This window comes from Methanophagales archaeon (genome assembly GCA_021159465.1).
Taxonomy (GTDB): Archaea; Halobacteriota; Syntropharchaeia; order Alkanophagales; family Methanospirareceae; genus G60ANME1.
In genome coordinates this window covers 1-2,086 of sequence record JAGGRR010000162.1, presented here as the reverse complement: position 1 = coordinate 2,086, position 2,086 = coordinate 1, and the positions used below count along the sequence as shown (strand labels likewise).

The following is a 2,086-nucleotide window of genomic DNA, read 5'->3' as shown; positions in this document are numbered from 1 at the left end:
TTTATAGAGGCTTAGTGAAGAGTTTAAAGGCAAAACTTGAAAATTGGGAGAAATACAAGCCGATCAGAGGCATGATAGGGGATATATTCAAATTAGCGAAAAATACTTTCTCTTTAAAGAATTTGCATCGCTATACGAAGCGTTCAGTCAAAAAGTTCGTCTGTCTGCATGTACTTTTGGTCGGGATAGTGGTTTCGTTGGGTATTAACTCAAAGGAGGAATTACAGAAGATTGCTGAATGGTAGTCTGTGGAGGGGGCTGTAATGTGTTATATAGAAATATATTTACACCTTCTTGGTGGAATGGAGGTTAAATCACAAAAAGAAAGCTTTACCAAAGAAATATCATACTTTATGTGCTATAAAAATAAAAGGTTAAAAGGTTGGAGCTGACCCCCAACCCTTTTATTTTATTCTCTACCGCTATTGACTCGACTCCTATCCATTCACACCCACAGCACTCCGTGCGTTAGATAGATAAACAGATAGAGTGCGAAAAGCACAAGTGCTAACAGCACACCTGTTCCTATCGCCACTCTCGGCACTTCGCCTGGATACCTCTGCTTGAGCTCTTCCAGATCATGTGCGTATTGCATGTACGTAGGATTGAAAGGTCTCGTTACCACTGCACCCACCATAACTATCAGTATTCTTGATGCCAGCGTTGGATTCCTGCTGAACCATACGACTGCATCAGCGAGTTTCAGCACGCTTTTATCAATGAAATTCGCAACTGTCATTAACGGCTGCTCGCAGAACCATATAAATCTCCTGCCCACCTTCCGGTAGAGGTAATCTATATCCCTTGTTACCCGCTCGTGCGGTGAGAATGCGAATTGCAACGTGAAGAACCCCACTGCGGTCATCGCCAGTAACTCCAGCGTGCTTATTGTATGCCCAAGTGCGTATGGATGGAACTGTAACGCTACCTCTCTATAAGGGAGTATTTCGTAAAGGACTCGCGGATACACACCGATAAATACGCATAAGAAAGCGGTAACGCTCATTGGTATAAGCATAGATAACGGTGCTTCTTTCGCTTCTATTTCTTCGTTTCGCCGGAAGAACGTGAAATAAGTGAGTTTCAGGAAGGACAGGAAAGTGCCTACCGAAGCCAGTATCAAAGCAAGTGCAAGGATACGCATGTGCGACAGTTCCGCTGCGTGGATTACCATGCTTTTACTCACGTATCCATTAAAGCCCATCACGCCCGAAATAGAAAGAGCTGCTATCACACATGTTATTGTCGTTATCGGCATCTTCTTTGCCAATCCACCGAGTTCCGTCAGGTTACGCCTGCCTGTACTGTATATCACCGCACCCATGCACATGAACAGCAGTGCCTTATACAGGATATGATTGAAAACGTGCGCGATTCCTCCGTTTATCCCTATATATGTGCCTATTCCTATCCCCGCCACCATGTAACCGACCTGACTCACGATATGGTAAGAGAGAAGTTTCCTCACATCGTTCTGCAGCAGTGCGAATACAACGCCGTAGAGAGCCATCACACCACCCATGTATGCCACCGCTTCTACACCCGGGAAAGTCCTCGCAAGTACGTACACACCCGTCTTTGTTGTATATACCGACATGAATACAGCGCCAGCTATCGTTGCCTTCGGATATGAATCCGGCAGCCATGTATGTAATGGTATGAATGCGGTGTTCACACCTATCCCTATAAGCAGTAGCACGTATCCGATCCCGAGCTCTACCGGTCCTACTGCAATGGAGCCTGTATTCGTGTAATGTATCAGTATTCCTCCGAGAAAGACGCAGCCTCCAAACAGGTGATATATGATATATCGCATCCCTGCATTCGTCGCACGCTCTGTCCGGCTGTACCATATCAACCCGAGCGAAGAGAACGCCATTATCTCCCAGAAGATATAGAGTGTAAAGAAATCACCCGCGAATACCGCACCCAGCGCACTGCCAAGGTATAACAGAGCACATACATACTCTCCATTCTCTCTTACTACATCCAGCCCGTATATTATAGCACCAGCGCCGATTATGGCGAATATGTAGCCCATTATAAGGCTCAATGAATCTGCATGCAGGAATGTCAGCTCAAGTCC

The 2,086-nt window shown here is 45.7% G+C and carries 2 protein-coding genes; one reads left to right on the top strand and one right to left on the bottom strand.

Features of this window, described 5'->3' with window-relative positions:
• On the top strand, positions 1 to 245 hold a 245-nt coding region (locus J7J01_07180), incomplete at its 5' end, for an IS5/IS1182 family transposase (GenBank protein MCD6210654.1).
• 200 nt (positions 246 to 445) lie between these two features.
• Here J7J01_07180 and J7J01_07175 read toward each other — a convergent pair.
• On the bottom strand, positions 446 to 2,086 hold a 1,641-nt coding region (locus J7J01_07175), incomplete at its 5' end, for a Na(+)/H(+) antiporter subunit D (protein MCD6210653.1).